The sequence below is a fragment of the Paraburkholderia ultramafica genome (assembly GCF_902859915.1).
In the GTDB taxonomy this organism is placed as follows: Bacteria; Pseudomonadota; Gammaproteobacteria; order Burkholderiales; family Burkholderiaceae; genus Paraburkholderia; species Paraburkholderia ultramafica.
Genome location: NZ_CADIKK010000013.1, coordinates 186,155 through 207,315 on the forward strand (window position 1 = coordinate 186,155; position 21,161 = coordinate 207,315).

Consider the following 21,161-nt stretch of genomic DNA (forward strand, 5'->3'; position numbering starts at 1 on the left):
TAATCGATTTCCGATGGCGGCGCGGCGGTTCGCGCACCATCCGGCGCATGGGTTGGACGGTGCGGCCCGCAATGCGTTCGCGGGGACAAAGCTAAACACGCGACGCGACAGGCTGCGCGGCGACGCTGGCGGCGTGAGCCCGCACGATATCGATGAAGCCGGCCAGCACCGGACTCACCTCGTCCGTGCGCCAGACCAGCCCCGTCTCGATCGCGGGCACCGACTCGGACAGCGGCCGGTACACGACACCCGTGCGGCGCAGATTACGCAACGACTGCGGCACCAGTGCGACACCCATGCCGGCCGATACCAGGCTCACGATCGTCTGCATCTGGATCGCCTCCTGGCCGACCCGGGGTGCGAGGCCCGCCACGCCGTAGCAATCCATAATGATGTCATAAAAGCCTGGCGCCAGCCGTCTGGGGAAGATCACCAGCGGCGCGTCGGCGACATCGCGCAGGCTGATCGGCGTGTCCAGCCACTCGGAGCGCGGGTCCGCGCCAGACCCGGCGGCGCTGCTCAGCCGCGCCGCCATTTCCGTCGACATCGCGATCACCAGCGGCTCGCGCGCGATCGGTAGCCACGAAAGCTGCGCGGCGTAGCGCGACGGCAGCGGCGCGATCACGAGGCCGGCGTCGATGCGCCCGGCCACCAGTTCGTCCACCTGCACGTCGCTGGTGGCCTCGGTCAATTCGAGCCGCACACGCGGATGGCGCGCGCCGAAATCTCGCAGCAGCGGCGGCAACAAGCCATAGTCCGCGGTGGAAACGAACGCCAGCGACAACACCCCCGCCTCGCCGCGCGCGAGGCTCTGCGCCAGTGGCCGCAGCCCTTCGGCGCTCGCCAGCAGGCGCTGCACCTCGGGCAGCAGATCGGCGCCCACCCGCGTGAGCTCGACCGAGCGCTTGGTGCGCGCAAACAGTTCGACGCCGAGCGTCTGCTCGAGCGCGCGGATAGCTTGCGACAAAGGCGGCTGCGTCATCGACAGGCGCGCGGCCGCCCGCCCGAAGTGCTTTTCTTCGGCGACGGTGACGAAATAGCGCAACTGGCGCAGGTCAGGAACGGCAGGCAGCATGATTAATACATTCTACGACCTAATCATGCCTGAATAATATATTGGACGCACGTTTCACAAAACTGCATCCTTGCTCGACGCGCCGGAACTACACTGAACTGACGCGCCCGGCGAATCCGCCGGCCAGCGCATCGGCAATGCCGGCGCAGCCGCTGCGGCGACGCTAGCGCAGCGCGCGGATACGCGGCAAAGCCGCAGCACGGCTCAAAACAAAACAGATTGGAGTTCCCCATGGCATACAACCGTCGTTCGAAGAACATCACGCAAGGCGTGGCGCGTTCGCCGAACCGCTCGATGTACTACGCACTCGGCTACCAGAAGGAAGACTTCGACAAGCCGATGATCGGCATCGCCAACGGCCACTCGACCATCACGCCGTGCAACGCCGGCCTGCAGCGTCTGGCCGACGCGGCCGTCGGCGCGGTCAAGGGCGCCGATGCAAATCCGCAGATCTTCGGCACGCCGACGATCTCGGACGGCATGTCGATGGGCACCGAAGGCATGAAGTACTCGCTGGTGTCGCGCGAAGTGATCGCCGACTGCATCGAGACCTGCGTGCAAGGCCAATGGATGGACGGTGTGGTCGTGATCGGCGGCTGCGACAAGAACATGCCCGGCGGCATGATCGGCATCTTGCGCACGAACGTGCCGAGCATCTATGTGTACGGCGGCACGATCCGTCCGGGCAACTGGAAAGGCACCGACCTGACCATCGTGTCGTCGTTCGAAGCAGTGGGCGAATTCACCGCCGGCCGGATGTCGCAGGAAGATTTCGAAGGGGTCGAAAAGAACGCGTGCCCGTCTACGGGTTCGTGCGGCGGCATGTACACCGCCAACACGATGAGCTCGTCGTTCGAGGCGCTCGGCATGTCGCTGCTGTATTCGTCGACGATGGCCAATCCGGATCAGGAAAAGGTCGACTCGGCGGCCGAATCGGCACGCGTGCTGGTCGAAGCGGTCAAGAAGGATCTGAAGCCGCGCGATATCGTCACCAGGAAGTCGATCGAGAACGCCGTGGCGCTGATCATGGCGACCGGCGGTTCGACCAATGCCGTGCTGCACTATCTGGCGATCGCGCATGCGGCCGAGGTGGAGTGGACCATCGAAGACTTCGAGCGCATGCGCAAGAAGGTGCCGGTGCTCTGCAACCTGAAGCCGTCGGGCCAGTTTGTCGCAACCGATCTGCACAAGGCAGGCGGTATTCCGCAAGTCATGAAGATCCTGCTCGACGCCGGTCTGTTGCACGGCGACTGCGTGACCATCACCGGCAAGACGCTCGCCGAAGAACTGAAGGACGTGCCCAGCAAGCCACGCGCCGACCAGCAGGTAATCTTCCCGGTGGAAAAAGCGCTGTACAAGGAAGGCCATCTCGCGATCCTGAAGGGCAACCTCGCCGAAGACGGCGCGGTCGCGAAGATCACCGGTTTGAAGAACCCGGTCATCACTGGCCCGGCCCGCGTATTCGACGACGAGCAAAGCGCGCTGGAAGCGATTCTGGCCGACAAGATCGTCGCCGGCGACGTGGTGGTGTTGCGTTATCTCGGCCCGAAGGGTGGCCCCGGCATGCCGGAAATGCTTGCGCCGACTTCGGCGATCATCGGCAAGGGTCTCGGCGAAACCGTCGGCCTGATCACCGATGGCCGCTTCTCGGGCGGCACGTGGGGCATGGTGGTCGGTCACGTCGCGCCGGAAGCATTCGTCGGCGGCACGATCGCGTTCGTGCAGGAAGGCGACTCGATCACGATCGACGCGCACAAGCTGCTGCTGCAATTGAACATCGACGATGCCGAACTAAAGCGCCGCCGTGCAGCATGGCAACAACCGAAGCCGCGTTACACACGTGGCGTGCTGGCGAAGTACTCGGCGCTGGCGCTGCCGGCCAACAAGGGCGCGGTGTCGGGCTGAGCGCGCGACGCGTAGGCGCCCACAGACTCGCCCGGTTCATAGGGCGGGTCCGCGTCACCACACGCGTTAGAAGACCTGAGTTCGAGCGCTACGTAAAAGTGCAAAGGGGCGCATGGGAAACCGTGCGCCCCTTTCCTTTTATAATGCTTGCACCACGAGTCGGGCACCTGCACCGACGGAGACCATAATGAAATCAATGTCGTATGCAGCGGTCGCAGCAGCCGTTACGCTGGGCGCCACGTTAAGCGCCGGCAGTCCGGCTGCGTATGCGGAGGCCGCCGTCGGCCTCGCGCTGGCCCAGCAGCAGAACTGCATGAGTTGCCATTCGGTCACGCGACCCTTCATGGGACCGCCGCTGCACGAGATCGCGGCGAAATATGCCGGACGCGAAGACGCCGTCACTTATCTGAAGCACAAGATTCTGGATGGCAGCACGGGCGTGTGGGGTCCGGTGCCGATGCCCGCGAATACGCAGCTCACGCCCGATCAGGCGGCCACGCTGGCGGCCTGGGTGCTGACGCTCAAATGAAACGGGCGCCTCGCTGAAGGCGCCCGGCGCAAGCGTCCGTCAAGACGCCGCTGCGCGCGCTCAGCCGTGGCCCGAGCGCCGCGCGATCTCTTCTTCCACCGCTTCACGCACCCAGCCGGTCATTTCGGTTTCGAGAGTCAGCGCCACTTCGCGCGTGATCTGGCTGACGAGCAAGGTGGTGTGTTCCTGCAACGCATCGCGGCAACGTGCTTCGATGATGCCGCGCCCCTCACCTGTCAGGAAACCGGCGAAGCGTCCGCGCAGACGTTCGGCGATGACATCGGCGTCGAGATCCGCTTGCGACAATGCGGCCGCTTCCGTTTCGCGAGCGATATCCGGCGGCACGATTGCGCCCGCTTCGAGCGGCGCGGCCGGTTCGGCGCGATCGAAGACACCCGCCAACACCTGCGCGTGGTCATGCGCATGCCGCGCTTCAGCGCCGTGGTGCAGTCGCGAGCGCTTTTTCGGGTGAGCATGTTCCGCTGCGTGCAGCGGCTCCGGTTCCGGCCCGAGCTTGGGCTCGGCCGCGTGAGTGGGCTCGGCCGCATGCGCGGCTTCCGGGGCTAGCGCAGGTTCCGGTGCAACGGTGGGTTTGTGCGCTTGCGCAGGCTCTGGCGCCAGCACAGGCTCCGGCGCGAGCGTCTGTTCCGGCGCAAGCACCGGTTGCGGTGCAAGCACCGGCTCCGGCGGCAGACTGGGTTCGTCCGCATGCGCCGGTTGCGGTGCGAGTACGGGTTCCGCCTTGAAACTGGGTTCCCGCGGCATCTCGGGCTCAGGTGCCGGCCGGGTTGCCGGCGCCGCCGCACCACCCGCCTCCTGGCGCGCCTGGGCAGCGTGGCCCGGCACGAGAATCTCGTGCAGAACCGGAATCGAATTATCGTTGGGATCGGACACGTGCGCTCTCCGTGTTTGAGTCGAAGCCGAAGCAGGCCGCCCGCACGCCGTATCCGTCAGTCAGACATCGTGGACACGACGAACACCACATGGCGCGGGCGGAATGAAGCCTAGCTGCCTTGCTTGTAGTTGTTCAAAGCATAGCCGCGATCGCGATAGAAGCGATAACGTTCGCGGCCCGCAATGAGCTCGTCGTGTGCGTTACCGACCACTTCCAGCAATCTTTCGAAACGCGCGAATTGCGCGGGCACCGTCGCGCCGAGATTGAGCAACACCTGATGATGCGGCACGTCATCGAGATTCGTGGCCAGCACGATCGGCGTTTGCGCGGCGAGCGGCGTGCCCGCCATGCAGTGCGGCACGAAATCGAGTGGCGAAAACGTCCACAACAGCTCGTCGAAGCCCCGCAGGCGCGCGGGCTCGGCCAGCACGATGGTCGGCTGGCCCGCCTGATAAGCCTTGCGGATCAGGCGGCACCCATACAGCAGCGAGTCGCCGACGTTCGAGTGAAAATCGATTCTCGTCATCGGCGGCTCCGCGCTGCTTTCTTCACTGCGCCCGTCGGCTTACTGCAATGCGTCATTGGGCGGCGCGACCGTCCGCAGCCCGACCGTCAGCGGCCCTGTCGATCAGGAACTGCGCGAGCAACGGCACCGGACGGCCGGTGGCGCCCTTCGCCGCGCCGCTCTTCCACGCAGTGCCGGCGATGTCCAGATGCGCCCACGGGTACGAGTCGGTGAAGCGCGACAGGAAGCACGCCGCCGTGACGCTGCCCGCCGGACGGCCCCCGATGTTCGCGACGTCGGCGAAGTTCGACTTGAGCTGCTCCTGATACTCTTCGTCGAGCGGCAGACGCCACGCCGGGTCGGATGCTTCACGCGAGGCGTCGAGCAGCTCGCCCGCCAGCGCGTCGTCTTTCGAGAACAGGCCGCTGTTGTGATGGCCCAGCGCAATGATGCACGCCCCCGTGAGCGTGGCGATGTCGATCACCGCGGCCGGCTTGAAGCGCTCGGCATAGGTGAGCGCGTCGCACAGGATCAGCCGGCCTTCGGCGTCCGTGTTCAGCACTTCGATCGTCAGGCCCTTCATGCTGGTGACGATGTCGCCCGGCTTGGTGGCGGTCGCCGACGGCATGTTCTCGACCGCCGGGATGATGCCGACCACGTTGATCTTCAGGCCCATTTCGGCGACCGCGCGCAACGTGCCCAGCACCGAGCCTGCGCCGCACATGTCGTACTTCATCTCGTCCATGGCTTCGCCCGGCTTCAGCGAGATGCCGCCCGTGTCGAACGTGACGCCCTTGCCGACCAGCACCACCGGCGCGGCCTTCGCGGCGCCGCCGTGGTACTGCAGCACGATGAATTGCGCCGGTTCGAGCGAGCCCGCCGTGACCGACAGGAACGAGCCCATCTTGAGCGCCTCGCACTGCTTCTCGCCCAGCACTTCGACCTTCAGCTTCCAGTCTTTGGCGAGCTTCTTCGCGGTGTTGGCGAGGTAGGTCGGCGTGCAGACGTTGCTCGGCAGGTTGCCGAGGTCGCGCGTGAGGTCCATGCCGTTGGCAAGCGCGGCGCCCTGCTTCGCGGCCAGCTTGGCGGCCTTCTCGTCGCCGGTGTTGACGCTGAAGACGATGCGCTTCAACGCACGCGCCGAGTTGTCCGGCTTGCTCTTCATCTGCGTGAACTTGTAGGTCAGCTCGCGCAGCGCGAGGATCGCGGCGCGCACGCCCCAATCGGACGAGCGTTCCTGCACCGGCAACTGGGCCAGCGTGAACGTGACCTGGACGATCTTGGTGCCCAGCAGCGCGCGCCAGGCGGCCCGCACGGCGTCGCCGTAGGCTTTCTGGCTGAAAGCGTCCTGTTTGCCGAGACCGACCAGCAGCACGCGCGACGCGCCGATGCCCGACACTTCGTGCAGGAACAGTGTGGTGCCGGACTTGCCGTCCATGTCGCCAGCCTTGATGATGCGGGTCAAGAGGCCCTTGGTGGCCGCATCGATCTCAAGCGCCGCGCCCGAGAGCGTTTGCGACTCGAACACACCGATTACGATGCAGTCCGACTTCCCGGTCAGGAAACCGTTTGACGAGCCTTTGGTCCAATCACAGGCTTTTATGCTAAAGTCCATCGCGCTTGTCCTCGGATAAAATCTGGGCTTAGGATGAAAGCCGCAATTATCCGCTATTTTTCCCGCGGCGGCTGCACCGGGGGCGTGACGGAAAGCAACCCGCGCGTCACCGAGAGCGCCCCCTCTCGTCATCAATAATGATCTTCGAACGCTCCCTCCAGCGCGAACTCGCGTATACGGCTGGTGCCGTGTTCATGGTTCTCCTCACGCTCGTGCTGACGACGATGATGATCCGCATCGTCGGCTTCGCGGCCTCGGGCGAGATCGACCCGCGCGACGTGCTGGTCCTGATCGGCCTGACCGTGATCGGCTATCTGGCGATCATGCTCGTCGCGACCCTGTTCGTGTCGATCCTGTTCGTCCTGACCCGCTGGTACAAAGACTCCGAGATGGTCGTGTGGCTGTCCTCGGGCGTCAGTCTTACGCAATTCATCAAGCCGATCGGTATTTTTGCCACGCCGATCATCATCCTCATCATGTTCTTCGTGTTCGTCGGCTGGCCGTGGTCGAACCAGCAGAGCAAGCTGATCCGCGCGCGCTTCCAGCAGCGCGACGAGGTCTCGCTGCTCGCGCCGGGTCAATTCCGCGAGTCGCCCGCCAGCCACCGGGTGTTCTTCATCGAGAAGATGTCGCCCGATCTGGGCCGCGTGGAGAACGTGTTCGTGACCAGCACGGAAGGCGGCAAGGTCAACGTGGTGGTGTCGAAGTTCGGCCATACCGAGACGCGCAAGAACGGCGACCGCTTCGTCGTGCTGGAGAACGGCCGCCGCTATGACGGCGAGCCGGGGCATCCCGATTTCCGCATCATGGAGTTCGAGCGCTATGGCTTGAAGATCCAGAGCCAGCCGGTCGTCAATACGCCGACCACCACCGGCACGCCCACGCTCACGCTGCTGCGCAATCCGACCAACGAGAATCTCGCCGAATTCGCGTGGCGCGCGGGGCTGCCGCTGATTGCGATCAATCTGATGCTGCTCGCGATTCCGCTCGCGCACCAGAACCCGCGGCGCAGCCGCACGATCAATCTGGTGATGGCCGTCTTGATCTATCTGACGTATTCGAATCTGTTGAACGTGGTGCAGTCGTGGATCGAGCAAGGCAAGATGTCGTTCGGGTTGGGGCTGGTGATCCTGCACGTCATCGTGGCGGCGATCGTCGCGTTCATCTTCTGGCTGCGCGTGCGCAACCGTCCGCTCTTCACGTGGACAATATTCAGCCGTTCGCAGGGAGCCTGACCGATGCGCATCTATGAAAGGTATTTCGCGCGTCAGATCTATCTCACGTTCGTCTTTATTCTGTTTGCGTTTTCGGGTCTGTTCTTCTTCTTCGACCTGATCAACGAACTGAATTCGGTCGGCCACGGCAACTACAAGTTCCAGTACGCGGTGCTGCGGGTCGCGTTGCAGACGCCGTCGCGCTTCTACGAAATCATTCCGGTCGCCGCGTTGATCAGCGCGATCTATGTGTTCGCGCAGATGGCGGCGAACTCCGAGTACACGATTTTTCGTGTGTCGGGCCTCGCTACCAATCAGGCGTTGCGCTCGTTGTTGAAGATCGGCATTCCGCTGGTGTTCCTCACGTATCTGATCGGTGAGGTGGTCGGTCCGTACACGGATCAGCTCTCGGAGCGCGTGCGGCTCGAGGCGCTGGGCTCGTCGGTGTCGAGCAACTTCCAGTCGGGCGTGTGGGTGAAAGACACGCTCACCGCGCGCGCGGACGGCGAGCAGGTGACGCGCTTCGTGAACGTCGGCGAGTTGAGGCCGGATGCGACCATCAGCAACGTGCGGATTTACGAGTTCGATTCGAAGTTCCGTCTGTCGAATGTGCGGACCGCGCAGAGCGGCCGGTATCAGGCGCCGGGTCATTGGCAACTGACGGGCGTGACCGATACGCAGTTGCTCGACGTTCCCCCTCCTCCGGGCACGCCGGCCGATGCGCTGAATCCGGTGTATCGCGCGAAGCAGGTGTCGTTGCCTGAGTATTCGTTGCGCTCGGAATTGACGCCGCAGATTTTGTCGGTGCTGCTGGTGTCGCCGGATCGGATGTCGATGTTCAATCTGTTCCGTTACATCCAGCATTTGACCGAGAATCATCAGGATACGCAGCGGTATGAGATCGCGTTTTGGCGCAAGCTGTTGTATCCGTTTGCGGTGTTCGTGATGCTGGTGTTGTCGCTGCCGTTCGCGTATCTGCATACGCGGGCTGGGGTGGTCGGCGTGAAGGTGTTCGGCGGGATTATGCTGGGGATGAGTTTTCAGCTGTTCAATACGCTGTTCTCGCATATCGGCACGTTGAATACGTGGCCTGCGCCGTTGACTGCGGCTACGCCTGGGTTGGTTTATCTGGTGCTTGGGTTGGTCGGGTTGAAGTGGGTTGACCGGCATTAGGAGCTTAGGAGCGGATTGCATGGCTACGCACGGGCTGGTTCTGTTTGGGCATGGCGCGCGGGATGTGCGGTGGCGGGAGCCGTTTGAGAGGCTTGCTGACAAGCTAAGGGCGGCTCGTGCGGCGACTGGTGATGTGCAGGCGGTGAGCCTGGCGTTTCTGGAGTTGATGGAGCCGGATTTGGCTACGGCTGTGGCGCGGCTTGCTGCGGATGGTTGTGATGTGGTCACCGTTGTGCCTGTGTTCTTCGGGCAAGGTGGGCATATCAGGAAGGATTTGCCTGAATTGATCGAGCAGTGTCGCGCGTTGAACCCTTCTCTTGAGATCAGGTGCGCAGTTGCTGTAGGTGAGGATGAGTCGGTTCTAGACGCTGTCGCGCAGTATTGTTTGCGGCAGGTTTGATTCTTGTTGGCTTTGGTTGCGGTATGGGTGGTTTGCCTGTGGTGTTGGCCCTTTCTTTGTTTTCCCCTTCTTGCGCGGCGCTTTTGGGGTGTGTTCCCGGGGCGTTGGCCTCTCCTTGAATTCACGTCGGTGTATTAGCGTTGCCCCTGTGCGGGGCGGCACTCACTTTCTTTGCCGCCGCAAAGAAAGTAAGCAAAGAAAGCGGGCTCAAACCGCTAGCCCTTAAGCGGGTCCCCCGGCTTGGAGGGGGCAGTGGTGCATCTGGAATCTGTGTTCCCGCACACTCCGCGTCAGTGACAAGGCAGTCATTCTTCCGGCGGCGCTGCGCGCGCCGTCGCGGTGCTTCGTCACCCTTCCGCCAGGTTTTTTCCGTCGAAGTTTACTCGGCGCGGTGGCCCCGCATTTAAGCGACCCATTCGGAAATATTGGCGTCGCAGGCTCTTTAGCGTGCGCACGCAATCACTCACTAAGCGATACGTTTTAAACTCAATTCGCCGTCAATACAGCGACGGTCAGGCCATCGCGGTAAGAGCCGCGATAGAAACCGCTGCCATTGATGCACAGCGTTCCGTCCACGTTATCCGCGAGCTTGAGACAAGAGCGCTGCGGGACGTGGCGGCATTCATCGGTGACGCACAGCGTATCTCGGACTTTTCCTATATTCACGCCCAGATTACTGAGCAGTGCATATCAAAATGACAGGAAATCAATGTCAATGACATTCGCCCATCTGACAGATGCACAGTGGAGTCTCGTTGCGCCGCTGGTGGAACTGGAATCCACGCCTGACCGGTACGTTCAGCAGCCCAAATACGGGCGGCGCGCGACGCTCGACGGCGTTCTGTGGGTCATCCTGACTGGCTCTCCCTGGAGATCGCTGCCGCCGTCCTACCCTTCGATCCCTGCGTGCCAGCACACATGCGCGTCATGGTGCGATACCGGTGTCATGCAGCAGATCGCGGACGCATTGAAGGAGCCCTTTCCCGAGTTGGGGCTATCGGTATTCGCACGGCGACGCCAAAGGCGTACCGAACGTCGGAACACCAAGGGGTAATTCAAAGCTGCGGGCGGTGTCATTTTTTGTCAAATCTATTCGCCGCGCATGGATTTAGCCAGATTTAGAACTTCTCCTATTGCGCAGGAGGCGAATCCGCCAAAGGATTGGACGATTTGAACCAGGCGACGGATCGGCCGCCGCTTTTCATCTGGAGTGGACACTTGAATTCACGCGATCCGCTGGTGCGTCCAGGCATCGACGTTCACCAGTATTACACCCTCGACTTGCCTTCGACAGCGAGCGCCGCCCAGGCTGATATCTACTCGTTCAACGGTACGCGCGGCATGGGTGTGCCGACGAACTACAAAATCCAGTTCACGCACCCTCTGCCCGACTTACCGCGAGGCGACTACATCAACAAGATGGCGTCATTCGTCATCCAGCCGCCACTTGCGACTCCCTGGAGCGAGCCGGAAGCAGCGCGCCGCATCCACGGCATGATTACCAGCTTCGCACAGATAGCCAGTAATCGCGATCAAACCATGTACGAGGTAACGCTTGAGTCGCGCCTCGCATTGCTGCGTAACATGCCGCGCACCCGCTATTTCTTTGGCGAGAGCGAGCCCGAGATTATCCAGAAGATTCTCACGGAGCACGGCTTTAACCAGATTTTCGCTGACTTCAGGTTTGAGCTTTATCGCAGCTATCGCGCGCGCCCGATCATCACGCAATGGAACGAGGACGATCTTGCGTTCACAATGCGCCTTTGCAGACGGGTCGGTATCTGGTTCGTATGTGAGACTGGCGAACAGTGTGAAGTCGTGCGCTTCGGGGATGACTTCACGCACTATATCCACGACCAGCAACGCTTCATGGTGCCATATCAGGAACGCAATGGCCTGCATACGGTTGGCCGCGAGTCGGTGCAGTCGCTGGAAATGCGCTCAACCATGATGCCGGGGAAGTTCTCGGCGCGCAATTACAGTCCCGAGCAGCCGAACAATGACCCGATGAACGGCACGCAGTCGATACACGGCGATACCACGACCTATGGCGAAGCGTACACCTGGGGCCTCGATCTGGAGGATGAGCAGGACGCGGCGCGCGAAGTCGAACTCCGGCAGGAGGCAGCGCTTGCGGAACAGGTCGTTTATGCCGGCAGGTGCGACATGCTGGATATCGGGCCGTCCTGCGTGCTGGAATTCTCGAACCGCAAACTGCCCGAAGTGAAGTATGGGCTGCTGGTCGTGAGCATGACATGCAGCGCGTCGCACAAGGAGGGTTACAAGGTCGAGTTCACGGCGATTCCGAGCGACCGCCAATACAGGATGCCGTTAAGGGAGGAAACCTGGCCACGCATACAGGGTGTCGTCACTGGCACGATTGCTTCAACGAACGATTACGTGGGACCGTATCTTGATGCGCAGGGCCGGTACATCGTCAATATCCACGCAGACCGGGATCAGCGTACGCCGGGGCTGGAGAGCTGTCCAATGCGGCTCGCGAAGCCTTATGGCGGTCAGGGGCAGACGGGGTTCCACTTCGGACTGGAACCGGGCACGATCGTAACCGTGGGCTTCCTGTGGGGCAATCCCGACAGGCCATATATATCGCAGGTTTTGCATACGGCCAGGCATGTTGATCCGATTGTCGTCGGTCATCCATGGAGCCAGCGTCACACGATCCACACGCGCTCAAATAACACACTCCAGATGGAAGACCGCAGCGGCCAGGAGCATATCAAGCTCGCGACCGAAAGCGGTAAGTCGCAGCTCAATCTTGGCTATCTGGTCAACAGAAAAAACGAGCAGCGCGGTAGCGGGATTGAAGTGCGCACGGACAGCCACGCCGCCGTTCGCGGCGGCGCCGGTCTGCTGCTGACGGCGGACAGTCAGACGCAGGCCAAGGGGCACCAGACGGACACGCAACCTGCCAGCGACCAGTTCAGTCTCACGCAGGCACAGGCGGAAGAACTGGCGCGGGCCGCCACAACGGCCAAGGCTGAAATAGCGGACCTGAAAGCCGAAAACGACTGGCTGAAAGGTGAACTGGTGGGCCTGAAGGAAGCCGTCATTGCGCTGTCGGCTCCGCACGGTATCGGCATGGCGACGCCAGGACGCATGATGGTATCGACGGCGAAAGACACGAGTTTCGCCACCTCAGCAAGCTTCAATGTGAGTGCTTTCCGAAAAATCGTGATGGCGGCGAAAGAGGCCATTTCACTGTTTGCGCAAAACGGTATCAGTATGTTCGCGGCGCGCGGCAAGGTGCAGATACACGCGATTACCGATGGGCTTGACGTGGCTTCACAGAAAGACGCCTATATCCGTAGCACCGGCGGCAAGGTCATCATCGAGGCGAAGGACGAACTGCTGCTCAAGTGCGGCGGTTCGTACATCAGTCTCAAGCCACACAATCTCACCAATGCTACTCCAGGCGATTACGTGGAACGCGCTGTATCCTGGCAGAAGGCCGATCCCGATGGAGTCCTGACGAAGGCCGCAGTGCCGTATGTCACAGACATAGCCGATCTGGCGCGGCATGGCTCGCGGTTCTCAGGCTGATTCCCTCCCTATTCATCCAGAACATTCAATGACAACGCATCCAGACAATCACCCGGCAGCGCCGCAGCCTGCGTCGTCGCAAGTGTGGCGCTATCCGTTTCCTGCGAAGGACGGCAAGGAAATCACCGACCCGGCAACGCTTTACCGTGCACTTGGCCGGATGGAGGACGGGTACTTTCCGCTCGGCGTCAACGGCTTTCCGCATGGCGGCGTCCATTTCGGCGCGGGCTCCACGCGCGAACTCAACCAGTCAGCGGGCGTGCGCGTGATCGCGAACGGCGCAATTGTTGCATTCAAGCTTGACGACGCCTATCCACATATCCAGTTCACACAGGACCATCGATGGGGCATGTACTCGACGGGTTTTGTACTGGTGCGTCACCAGATGACGATGCCACCCGCGCCGGGCAGCACGGCCGCGCAGCCTGCCGATGAAACACTGACGTTCTACAGTCTTTACATGCACATGGCTGACTGGTCAACGTATCTTGCGGACGGTAACCTCGTACGTCCTGGCTGGTGGCCGGGAGTGGATGCGTACCGTATCGGCAACAAGGACCGGCACACCGGCAGCACCAGCGATTCAGGCGAGGCAGGGGCGTTTGTGTGCCAGGGACCGGGCGGCAAGCGCTTGGGGTTCCTGCCTGAGAATAGTGAGGTCATCATTGGCGAAAAGCGCGGCGCGTGGGGGCACATCAAGTCCATTTCTTCGGGCACGGCGCCACTCACGCCAGAGGGTGACTGGGGATGGATTAACTATCATGACCAGCGGGCCATGAAGGAGCCGCAGGACGTGGGCAAGGTGGTCATCCCGCCGCAGCCGATCCAGGTCACTGCCGGGACGCTGCTCGGCCAGCTTGGCGAGTATCACGACTATGAGCGTTCGACTCCACTGCCGCCCGTGCCCGCGCGCCAGCTCCTGCACCTTGAGGTTTTCGCGGGCGCGGAACTGAAACCGTTTCTCGAAAAGAGTCGTGCCCGCGCTGCACAACTGCCCGCCGATGAACGAACCATCCTGCTCATACAGCCGGGTGCGAAGCTGGTGCCAAAGCAGATTGATGCCAACCTGACGCTTGGCGATCGTACAAAGCTGCATGACCTGGTAGTGACAGCCGATAGCCCTAAAAATGGCCGCTGGATGAAAGTGCAGCCCCGTACTCAAAGTTCGGACAAGGTCTTCATCCATAACTACTTCGATCCTGTCTGGATAGAACGCGACGACCAGAAAAGGCTGACCTCGCCCAATGGTCTGACGGCATGGAGCGCGTTCCCCCTCCAACTCAGTAGCGCAACCGATCCGGCCAATGACACAACGTTCGCAATGCCTCGCGCCCAGCTGGACAGTGTGGATGCCAGATACGATCTTGCTATCGATGACAAGGGCGTAAGCTGGTGGCGCATCGAGTTCGGCACGGCGGATAACAAAAACAGCATGGGCTGGGTGTGTAGCACAGGTCATCCGAAAACGAGCTGGGAGAGTCCGTGGGCGTGGCCTGGTTTCGATATTGTGGATGCAACGGGGATCATTCTGGCCGACGCGTTCAAACGCAATCTGGTTGTGTGCGGCAATGTCGACTGGAAGGAGCAGAAGGAGTTTGAGCCGTCCATGGCGGCGGTGAATGGCAGCGCCCTGCTTCAGCGTCTCGAACAGACGGTGGCACGTCTGCCGCTTGGGTACAGCGAAAAACGCGAGAAAGGACAGAGCGGCGAGGAAGTCGTTACGGCCAGAATGCTGTCGCGGGCGATGTACGTACCACGGCTCGCCAGTGAGCTTGCGCATGTGATCCTGCGCTATGAAAGCGAATGGGGCGGCGGCATGGCCCGCTGGGATGCGATCACACCGCTCATGCGCAACGCGCGCGAGAACTGGGAATGTGAGCTGACGCGGATCAGGAAGTTGCAATGGTGGGATGAGGTCAAGGGCAAGGTCGAGGGTTTTCCGGCAAACCCCGTAGTGAACCACATTCATCCGGTCGCGTTGGTCGGGAATTTCAACGCGGTTAGTAGTCTCGTTTGTCCTCATTGTGGTAGTGATCTAACAATTACTTCGAGCCTTCTTAAAACTATCTTCCCGAGTGTCATAGGTAGCACTGCGGACCAATTTGCTCCCGTATTGACGAAAGTTTTTTCTAGACACGAAATCAATACTTGCAATCGGGTGGCGCATTTCTTTGGGCAATGTGAAGTTGAGTGCGGTGGATTTACGGCTTTCAAGGAAGATTTGTTTTATCGTGATGGCGATTATCTGTGGAATACGTATCACAGCTCCTTGACTGCAGGATTAAAGAGAATGCATCCAGACTGGACGCAGCATCAAATACAGATTTATGCAAAGAACGATCTTGTTCGTAATGACAACGGACTTGGTGAAGTTCTATTTGGTGATAACCAGTACCCGGGGCAAGATTATCGGGGGCGCGGCTTGTTGCATATGACATGGTTGGCAACTTATAAGCAATATAAACAGGCAAGTGGAATTGATGTGGCGGCTGATCCGAAGAAGGTCCAAAGTGATCCGTACGTTGCAGCAGACTCTTCAGCTTGGTTCTGGAGTGTCAATGGAATTAATTCCTTTGCAGATGCAAATAATGTTCATAATGTGACGCACAAAATTAATCCGGCATTGAAAGATTTCGCAAGACGAAAGGCCGCTGCCAAGCGCGCATTTGAATTGCTGAACAAAGGCGTGCAACCTTGCAAGTCCAATTGGGACTCGATGCTGACGGCGGGGAGTGGGTGGTGAAAAAAGCAATCTGCTTATTGGGTCTAGTATTTGCCGCGATATGTTTATCGGGGCAAAATTTTGCCTCCGAAAAACCGCTGGACAATATATCCGCGGAATCAATTCGCCATGGCTGTTCGATATCACTTTCTAAGGAATTTCACCCTTCTCAGGGTGACCCGCTAAGCGTGCCATCACATGATGTGGTGGCTACATGGCTGTGTAAGGATGGAGAACAGTCTCGGATTGACACATATGAAAGGAACGGTGGAAGTCCGGAAGTGGTGACTGTCACTTACTGGAAGGGACGAGACATCGCTGTACTTGTCAAGTGGTCGGTAAATTCGCAGGCCTCGGACTACGTGGGCGACTACTACAAGGTATTTATATATCGGTTGGCGGGGAGAGGCGGTCAGCAGATGTTCGTGAGGGATGAAGCGGCAATGGAAAAATTCCCTGCGGGATGGGACGGCTACACCCAAAGCGGTTCGCCAGTGCATTACCCCTTCAAGAATGCTGGTGCAATAAAAAAGCGGCTCCTTGCGATTCATTTTGATGAGTAATAGATGACATATGACCTGCCGCGAGGATGAGGCCGATGAACTGCAACTGCTGGAGATAATTGCATGAATGGAAAAAATATAGGATGCGGTTTGTTATTTTTGTTGCCGCATATTTCTATGGCCTACACTGCTTGTACAAGTACTGTGACGCGTGAACTGGAGGCCTGCGCAAAAAGCAATTTCGAGGAATCAGATAGTCATTTGAATTCTCAATACAGAATAATTCTGGCAGGCCTCGTCGGAGGAGACAGGGATGTGCTTGTTAAAGCTCAAAGAGAATGGATTTCCTATAAGGAAGCTGTCTGTCAAGGCGCATATGAATCGACATATCCTGGTGAGGAAGCGGGTATCGACAAATTGACCTGCCTTGATGAAGTTACAAGAGCTAGAAGGAGGGAGTTGGAACACTTTAATTCAGGTATTGGAGGGGATGAATTTCTTCATGCGATAAATATCGTCGCAAAATATTACGAGCACGGTAATCGAGACAGTTTCATTTCCAGGCTTGTCAATGAGTTTTCGGGAGATTCCGATGCTTTATGGCGCACATATGTGAACGATAATTGCGCATTTGCAGCATCTCGGATTCATGAAAAGAAGGACGAGTGCGTAGCGCGTCAAGAATTCTACAGGTATGCAGAGTAGTGGCGAGGCAATTTTGAGTCAATGCAGCTTTTTTGGAAATGATGCCATGTATTTTTCCTCAGACGTCCCCGCTATTGCTCTGACCGAAAAGGCTAATGTCACAGCTTGTGACAAAGTGACTTGTGCGATTGCCTTGGGAGATGACGGTTACGTATTTGATGTCAACTCGCGGAAGAAGCTTTTCGAACAGCCACTTCAGGAGACTGTGTTCGACAGCTATACATTGTCGAAGGCTGGGCAGTACTACATACTGGAGCGGAGCAATACAACATCATCGCGGAATTGGTCCGTATTTATTTTTAGATACGGGGATGGTGGATTGTATGCGGATAAGCTTATTACCCTTTCGAGAAGCTACAGCATTTCCCCTCATAAGATTAAGTGGGGCGGCTTCGAGTGTAGGGGCGAGAGTGCAGTCCAGAAAAAATATTCGCCTTTTGATTCGGCGGAAATAGCACTTTGCGGCGAAAAACAGGAATCCAAATCTATTGATACGGATCATGGTCTGCTAAAACATGGTGCCTCCGGTGGTCTAACAGTTTCCGTTCCAGTTTACGGTGCAGCGGCAGAAGGAATATCCGTGTATAAGTTTGTTAATAGTGATGAGCCTGATGTTGATGCAATGCAATGTATAAAAAACTGTGACGGATATATAACTAAGGGGTGGTATAAGAAATGAGAGGGCCGGCGATAGTGATGGCGCTTTAATTATGTCTGAAAATATTATGCGTTATTTGAGAACTATATTTTTTTCACTAATTCTTTTTGCCATTTATCCAGTCTGTTCTGCATTTTCGGCAGATATTCCAGCCTATCTTGTCGGAGCGTGGCAGGTCAAATCGGTGCACGTGAACACTGGGGTTGGCCGCACTTTTGCATATCAGTGGGATGATCCGCGACTGGTCGGAAGAATTTTCAGATTCGAGAATAACGCGATCTCCGATGATGCCTACCAGTTTGACGATAAATGCGAATCCGTCAATGTTGAAAGTCTAGATATATCTTTTTCTGATCTGCTTAGGCGCAGTCTTGGTGGTTATGTCGGTCAAGAAAATGATCCGGTTAATGACTATAAGCTGCCTATGGACGGAAAAGGAAAGTATAGTGCGATGACGTTTAGGTGCAAGGATGGACTATGGCAGGGTGATTTGGGAAATTCGTTGGATCATGGAATTAAGGGTGCATGGGCCGTTAGCATGGGAAACGATCTCTATTTGCGTTGGCGTGATGAGACAATCTTGCTACTTAAAAGAATCGATGAGCATGCCAAAGTTAATACTTCCTTTGATTGCTCTAAAGCTACTGTGAGCGCAGAGCATACTATTTGCGGCTCATATGAACGCGGCGCGCTCGATATTAGTATCCACGATGCCTACATGCGGCTTATCAGGCAGATTAGGGACGGGGGCGGGAACGCTTCAGATATTTCGAAAGGTCAGCGCAATTGGGTTGCTCAACGCAATGCTTGTGGTGTTCAGAGTAAGTGTCTAGGTTCCGTGATGAGAAGTAGATTGGAGTGGCTTGGCGATCAGCTTGAAGAGTGATTGACGAGATGCTGAGTCAACGAATTAAAAAGCGGCTCCTTGCGATTCATTTTGATGAGTAATAGATGCCATGCATTTTTTCTCGGATATCCCCGTTTTTGTACTGGCCGAACGTGGCGATGGCAACAAGCTTGAGATAGCGGCCAGCGAGACGGCGGCGGGACCGGCCGTGTCCTGCTTCCTCTCGCCGCTCCACGCACTGATCGACGCAATGTATTGGGCGGGCAGGGGCAAGCCGTATGAAGTCCGTCACGCCGCACTGATTGCGCCTGAAACGTTTATCAACACGGACGGCACAGCGTTGGTGGCCCAGCTACGGGTTGGATGGCCCGCGCTTGACGGAAAGATCGTGCTGGAGTCGAACGGCAACACGGCGACATGCGCGAAGCTGATGGTTCACTCGACAGCGCACGGGCCACCCCCGTTTTTCGAGCTGGACCCGGAGACACTTGGGCAGGTCGAAGGCATGCACGAGCGCGCGGGTATGTACGCATGGCGAGAAATCTACGGGGACATGCTTGAATGGGACAAGGGGCGTCTGGAATGGGCTGTCAGGCGCGCTCTCGAAACCATGAAGATCAGCACCGTGGACAAGTCGGTATGCACGAAGGCGGCGCTGTTCGATCCCGAGTTCGGACAATGGCACTTCGTGCCGTTTGACAATCTATAGCCTCAAACAGGGAGAAGCAATGCCACGCTATGACATTTGCGACGGCGATACGACGACTGCCGGTGGACGCGTCATCGCAAGCCGTCCAAACGATACGCTCCGGGGTCGCGCGATTGCGTACGAATACGATCCGGTATGGTGTCCGAAGTGCAACACGACAGGCCAGATTCTCTGCGCCACACGTCGATACGACACGGGCCCGAACATGCAGCAGGCAGCATTGAGTGGCGACTGGTGCCTGTGTAAGTGCAAGCCGCATCCGTTGCTGATTTCGCGGCAGCAGGAGTCGTTCACTTCTTGAACCAGGAGAACTCGCATGCTCAGGTTTGATTGTCCACACCGCCACAAGGCTATCACGGCTGAATTCAAGTCCAGCACAGGAAACAGCAGGCAGGACCGCTCGTTCCCTCGTCTGCGGTCACATTCTTCCTATTGGCTGATGCTGACTTTGATATGGGTTGCCGCCCTGCTGGGAATTGTTGCCGTGCGCTTCGGACCGCTGTCAGTGTCGCAGGAGATTGCAGTGGCGCTGGGTAGTATCGCGGGCATCGGTCTGCTGGTGGGCATGTACGTCGCAGAGAGCCGGTACGCCCGGCGCCGGCTTCAGCGGCGCCTGGACATGTTCGAAAACTGTGATTTGTACCCGTAGCAGTACCTCGGGATGCGGTGTCCCCCTTTGCATCGCCAGTCCTTGACGCTCGCCTGTCCGTGTGTCGGACCATCTAAGCCGCCCAAAGGTGGTCATTGTTGCCAATTTACCACGGTTTGCAATGGGGATAAAATTGGGGGTAGAGAAAAATTACAAACCTAAAAACTCAAGCCAGGCAAGGTTTTGCGGCTATTTATTGCTTTGCGGCGGCAAAGAAAGTGAGTGCCGCCCCGCACAGGGGCAACGCTAATAAACCGACGTGAATTCAAGGAGAGGCCAACGCCCTGCGAGAACAACCCAAGCGCCGCGCACGCAACAACAGCCCTCAAGCCGCCACCAACATCCCACTCACCGACCGGACCACATTGGACTGCCTATCAGCAAAAGCCTCTCCGATCATCAAGAGACTAGGCTGGGAAGCATCGACCCACCGCTGCGCTTCACCGGCAGCGAGTTCCTCGAGCGTCAACGTAAGCATCCGCTCACGCTCCGTACTGCAAGCCTCGACAATCGCCACCGGCGTAGAAACCGGCTTCCCCCCATCGATCAACTGCTGCGCAATCTCAACCCCACTATCCCGGCCCATATAAAACACGAGCGAATCTGCATTCACCTGCTCGCGAATCTCATCAGACCCAGGCGCACGACTAAAGGTAGCCAGCGCAACACTGCGCGACACACCGCGCAGCGTCAAAGACCGCTTCAACGAAGCCGCACTCGCCAGCGCCGCGGTAATCCCCGGCACCACCTCATACTCGATGCCCGCCGCTTCCAGCGCCCGCATCTCTTCATCAGCGCGCCCGAACAGCATCGGATCGCCGCCCTTCAGACGCACCACCACCTCGTGCTCCAAAGCGGCATCGACGATCTGCTTGTTGATGAACTGCTGAGCCGTCGACAATTGCCCGCACCGTTTGCCCACCGCAATTCGCCGAGCGTGCGAAGGGGCATAGTCAAGCATGGCCGGTTCGACCAGCGCGTCATGCAACACGACATCAGCGGCGCCCAGCAGCCGCGCGCCGCGCACCGTAATCAGGTCCGCCGCACCCGGCCCCGCGCCGATCAGATAAACCTTACCCATTTGCATCAACCTGTTGGTTAGGTCGCCAGCGCCGCTGGCCACCCATCGCCCGCTTACGCCGAAAACTCACGGATCATCCCGGCCGCGACGGTGTGATGCGTGGCCTCATCGATCAGCACGAACGCACCGGTGCCCTGATGCGAGTCGTACACATCGCACACCAGCGGCTTCTGCAACGTCAACGCGACACGGCCGATATCATTCATCGCCAGCTCCTTGCGATCGGTCGCTTGCGACAGCGTATGCACGTCGAGCACTTCCTTGATCGAACCGATCCGCGCGAACACCGTATTGGTGGTCTGCTTGAGCAGATACTTGCGTTGCGTCGACAGCGGCGTGTCGTCGAACCAGCACAGGTCGGCTTCCAGCTTCTTCGCCGGCTCCGGTGCCGCTTCACGCAGCACGAAGGTGTCGC

Annotated in this window: 22 protein-coding genes; 16 read left to right on the top strand and 6 right to left on the bottom strand. The window is 58.9% G+C overall.

Annotated elements, in window-relative coordinates:
• Positions 1-91 precede the first annotated feature (91 nt).
• Positions 92-1,075, bottom strand: a complete 984-nt coding sequence (locus HV744_RS15975) for a LysR family transcriptional regulator (RefSeq protein ID WP_175150448.1) — start codon at positions 1,073-1,075, stop codon at positions 92-94.
• 231 nt (positions 1,076-1,306) lie between these two features.
• Here HV744_RS15975 and ilvD point away from each other — a divergent pair, with 231 nt between their 5' ends.
• Both ilvD and HV744_RS15985 read left to right on the top strand, forming a co-directional pair.
• A complete protein-coding gene (ilvD, locus tag HV744_RS15980) occupies positions 1,307-2,980 on the top strand; it encodes a dihydroxy-acid dehydratase (RefSeq protein WP_175150449.1) in 1,674 nt (557 codons plus the stop codon).
• 187 nt (positions 2,981-3,167) lie between these two features.
• The gene (locus HV744_RS15985; protein ID WP_175150450.1) at positions 3,168-3,509 is read left to right on the top strand and encodes a c-type cytochrome; all 342 of its coding nucleotides are present in this window, start codon (positions 3,168-3,170) and stop codon (positions 3,507-3,509) included.
• Between the two features lie 60 nt (positions 3,510-3,569).
• On the opposite strand, the gene HV744_RS15990 is transcribed toward HV744_RS15985, so the two are convergent.
• The 3 genes from HV744_RS15990 to HV744_RS16000 form a co-directional block, all read right to left on the bottom strand.
• Positions 3,570-4,403 (bottom strand): DUF2486 family protein, encoded by an 834-nt coding sequence (locus HV744_RS15990; protein WP_175150451.1) that lies wholly within the window; start codon positions 4,401-4,403, stop codon positions 3,570-3,572.
• Between the two features lie 110 nt (positions 4,404-4,513).
• The gene (locus tag HV744_RS15995) at positions 4,514-4,930 is read right to left on the bottom strand and encodes a DNA polymerase III subunit chi (protein WP_175150452.1); all 417 of its coding nucleotides are present in this window, start codon (positions 4,928-4,930) and stop codon (positions 4,514-4,516) included.
• Positions 4,931-4,982: 52 nt separating this feature from the next.
• Positions 4,983-6,524: a leucyl aminopeptidase gene (locus tag HV744_RS16000; protein ID WP_175150453.1), complete on the bottom strand. Its 1,542-nt coding sequence runs from the start codon at positions 6,522-6,524 to the stop codon at positions 4,983-4,985.
• Between the two features lie 137 nt (positions 6,525-6,661).
• On the opposite strand from HV744_RS16000, the gene lptF reads away from it, so the two are divergent.
• From lptF to HV744_RS16070, 14 genes are all read left to right on the top strand, one after another.
• Entirely contained in the window at positions 6,662-7,759 is a 1,098-nt protein-coding gene (gene lptF / locus HV744_RS16005; RefSeq protein WP_175150454.1) for an LPS export ABC transporter permease LptF, read from the top strand.
• A gap of 3 nt (positions 7,760-7,762) precedes the next feature.
• Positions 7,763-8,911: an LPS export ABC transporter permease LptG gene (gene lptG / locus HV744_RS16010; RefSeq protein WP_175150455.1), complete on the top strand. Its 1,149-nt coding sequence runs from the start codon at positions 7,763-7,765 to the stop codon at positions 8,909-8,911.
• Positions 8,912-8,930: 19 nt separating this feature from the next.
• Positions 8,931-9,311, top strand: coding sequence for a sirohydrochlorin chelatase (locus HV744_RS16015; protein ID WP_175150456.1), 381 nt, complete (start codon positions 8,931-8,933; stop codon positions 9,309-9,311).
• A 447-nt stretch (positions 9,312-9,758) separates the two neighbouring features.
• Positions 9,759-10,010 (top strand): hypothetical protein, encoded by a 252-nt coding sequence (locus HV744_RS16020; RefSeq protein WP_175150457.1) that lies wholly within the window; start codon positions 9,759-9,761, stop codon positions 10,008-10,010.
• 16 nt (positions 10,011-10,026) lie between these two features.
• Positions 10,027-10,365: a transposase gene (locus tag HV744_RS38475; RefSeq protein WP_175150458.1), complete on the top strand. Its 339-nt coding sequence runs from the start codon at positions 10,027-10,029 to the stop codon at positions 10,363-10,365.
• Between the two features lie 116 nt (positions 10,366-10,481).
• The gene (locus tag HV744_RS16030) at positions 10,482-12,872 is read left to right on the top strand and encodes a type VI secretion system Vgr family protein (protein ID WP_246279057.1); all 2,391 of its coding nucleotides are present in this window, start codon (positions 10,482-10,484) and stop codon (positions 12,870-12,872) included.
• Positions 12,873-12,900: 28 nt separating this feature from the next.
• Positions 12,901-15,615, top strand: a complete 2,715-nt coding sequence (locus HV744_RS16035) for a glycoside hydrolase family 19 protein (protein ID WP_175150459.1) — start codon at positions 12,901-12,903, stop codon at positions 15,613-15,615.
• Positions 15,612-16,157 carry a hypothetical protein gene (locus HV744_RS16040; protein ID WP_175150460.1) on the top strand — a complete coding sequence of 182 codons (546 nt, stop codon included), beginning with the start codon at positions 15,612-15,614 and terminating at the stop codon, positions 16,155-16,157. Before HV744_RS16035 ends, HV744_RS16040 begins: the two co-directional genes overlap by 4 nt.
• 63 nt (positions 16,158-16,220) lie before the next feature.
• Positions 16,221-16,802: a lysozyme inhibitor LprI family protein gene (locus HV744_RS16045; RefSeq protein ID WP_175150461.1), complete on the top strand. Its 582-nt coding sequence runs from the start codon at positions 16,221-16,223 to the stop codon at positions 16,800-16,802.
• Complete coding sequence (locus tag HV744_RS16050; RefSeq protein ID WP_175150462.1) at positions 16,792-17,481, top strand: hypothetical protein; 690 nt, start codon at positions 16,792-16,794, stop codon at positions 17,479-17,481. Before HV744_RS16045 ends, HV744_RS16050 begins: the two co-directional genes overlap by 11 nt.
• A gap of 31 nt (positions 17,482-17,512) precedes the next feature.
• Entirely contained in the window at positions 17,513-18,346 is an 834-nt protein-coding gene (locus HV744_RS16055; protein ID WP_175150463.1) for a lysozyme inhibitor LprI family protein, read from the top strand.
• Between the two features lie 70 nt (positions 18,347-18,416).
• Positions 18,417-19,016, top strand: coding sequence for a hypothetical protein (locus tag HV744_RS16060; protein WP_175150464.1), 600 nt, complete (start codon positions 18,417-18,419; stop codon positions 19,014-19,016).
• 19 nt (positions 19,017-19,035) lie between these two features.
• On the top strand, positions 19,036-19,317 hold the full coding sequence (locus tag HV744_RS16065) for a PAAR domain-containing protein (protein ID WP_175150465.1): 282 nt from the start codon (positions 19,036-19,038) through the stop codon (positions 19,315-19,317).
• A gap of 15 nt (positions 19,318-19,332) precedes the next feature.
• Positions 19,333-19,665, top strand: a complete 333-nt coding sequence (locus HV744_RS16070) for a hypothetical protein (protein ID WP_175150466.1) — start codon at positions 19,333-19,335, stop codon at positions 19,663-19,665.
• A 325-nt stretch (positions 19,666-19,990) separates the two neighbouring features.
• Here the strand turns inward: HV744_RS16070 and cobA are convergent, their stop codons facing one another.
• Together cobA and HV744_RS16080 are read right to left on the bottom strand one after the other, a co-directional pair.
• Complete coding sequence (gene cobA, locus HV744_RS16075; protein ID WP_175150467.1) at positions 19,991-20,746, bottom strand: uroporphyrinogen-III C-methyltransferase; 756 nt, start codon at positions 20,744-20,746, stop codon at positions 19,991-19,993.
• A gap of 53 nt (positions 20,747-20,799) precedes the next feature.
• A partial coding sequence (locus HV744_RS16080; RefSeq protein ID WP_425497733.1) for an elongation factor 1-alpha C-terminal domain-related protein occupies positions 20,800-21,161 on the bottom strand: 362 nt, incomplete at its 5' end.

Coding starts and splice junctions, on each gene's coding strand:
- HV744_RS15975 (WP_175150448.1), bottom strand. CDS start 1,075: ATGCTGCCTGCCGTTCCTGACCTGCGCCAGTTGCGCTATTTCGTCACC.
- ilvD (WP_175150449.1), top strand. CDS start 1,307: ATGGCATACAACCGTCGTTCGAAGAACATCACGCAAGGCGTGGCGCGT.
- HV744_RS15985 (WP_175150450.1), top strand. CDS start 3,168: ATGAAATCAATGTCGTATGCAGCGGTCGCAGCAGCCGTTACGCTGGGC.
- HV744_RS15995 (WP_175150452.1), bottom strand. CDS start 4,930: ATGACGAGAATCGATTTTCACTCGAACGTCGGCGACTCGCTGCTGTAT.
- HV744_RS16000 (WP_175150453.1), bottom strand. CDS start 6,524: ATGGACTTTAGCATAAAAGCCTGTGATTGGACCAAAGGCTCGTCAAAC.
- lptF (WP_175150454.1), top strand. CDS start 6,662: ATGATCTTCGAACGCTCCCTCCAGCGCGAACTCGCGTATACGGCTGGT.
- lptG (WP_175150455.1), top strand. CDS start 7,763: ATGCGCATCTATGAAAGGTATTTCGCGCGTCAGATCTATCTCACGTTC.
- HV744_RS16015 (WP_175150456.1), top strand. CDS start 8,931: ATGGCTACGCACGGGCTGGTTCTGTTTGGGCATGGCGCGCGGGATGTG.
- HV744_RS38475 (WP_175150458.1), top strand. CDS start 10,027: ATGACATTCGCCCATCTGACAGATGCACAGTGGAGTCTCGTTGCGCCG.
- HV744_RS16035 (WP_175150459.1), top strand. CDS start 12,901: ATGACAACGCATCCAGACAATCACCCGGCAGCGCCGCAGCCTGCGTCG.
- HV744_RS16045 (WP_175150461.1), top strand. CDS start 16,221: ATGAATGGAAAAAATATAGGATGCGGTTTGTTATTTTTGTTGCCGCAT.
- HV744_RS16050 (WP_175150462.1), top strand. CDS start 16,792: ATGCAGAGTAGTGGCGAGGCAATTTTGAGTCAATGCAGCTTTTTTGGA.
- HV744_RS16055 (WP_175150463.1), top strand. CDS start 17,513: ATGTCTGAAAATATTATGCGTTATTTGAGAACTATATTTTTTTCACTA.
- HV744_RS16060 (WP_175150464.1), top strand. CDS start 18,417: ATGCATTTTTTCTCGGATATCCCCGTTTTTGTACTGGCCGAACGTGGC.
- HV744_RS16065 (WP_175150465.1), top strand. CDS start 19,036: ATGCCACGCTATGACATTTGCGACGGCGATACGACGACTGCCGGTGGA.
- HV744_RS16070 (WP_175150466.1), top strand. CDS start 19,333: ATGCTCAGGTTTGATTGTCCACACCGCCACAAGGCTATCACGGCTGAA.
- cobA (WP_175150467.1), bottom strand. CDS start 20,746: ATGGGTAAGGTTTATCTGATCGGCGCGGGGCCGGGTGCGGCGGACCTG.